Source organism: Pseudomonas sp. PME37.24/025, from assembly GCF_055556615.1.
Window position 1 is genome coordinate 1 of sequence record NZ_JBVHNK010000051.1, and the last position, 375, is coordinate 375.

Genomic DNA, 375 nt, shown 5'->3' on the forward strand with positions numbered 1-375 from the left:
GGCTGTGGGCGCATCTCGTGAGCGACGCGAACCTCGACGAACTGCACGCGTTCGCCGCCGCAGCCGGTATCCCGGCGCGCGCGTTCGATCTCGACCACTACGACGTCCCCGACGAGCGTCACGCCGACCTCGTCGCCGCGGGGGCCGAGCACGTCGGCGGTCGCGAGCTGGTGCGGCGCCTCCGCGCGTCGGGTCTGCGCATCACCGCCCGAGAGCGCCGCGGCCTCTGAGGCTCTGCGCGCCCTCCGCGTGAGGGGTCAAAATGTGTCGCTTCTGACCACCGTCAGGCGACAGATCTTGACCCCTCACGCGTCAGGAGACCCGTCGCAGGAGCGCGATCGACATCGCGTCGGTGCCGTGGCGGTGGGGCCAGAG

Annotated in this window: 1 protein-coding gene; it reads left to right on the forward strand. The window is 71.7% G+C overall.

Annotated features, from left to right (window positions below; genetic code table 11):
- A partial coding sequence (locus ACZ3HH_RS29445; protein WP_465810038.1) for a DUF4031 domain-containing protein occupies positions 1 to 230 on the forward strand: 230 nt, incomplete at its 5' end.
- Positions 231 to 375 lie beyond the last annotated feature (145 nt).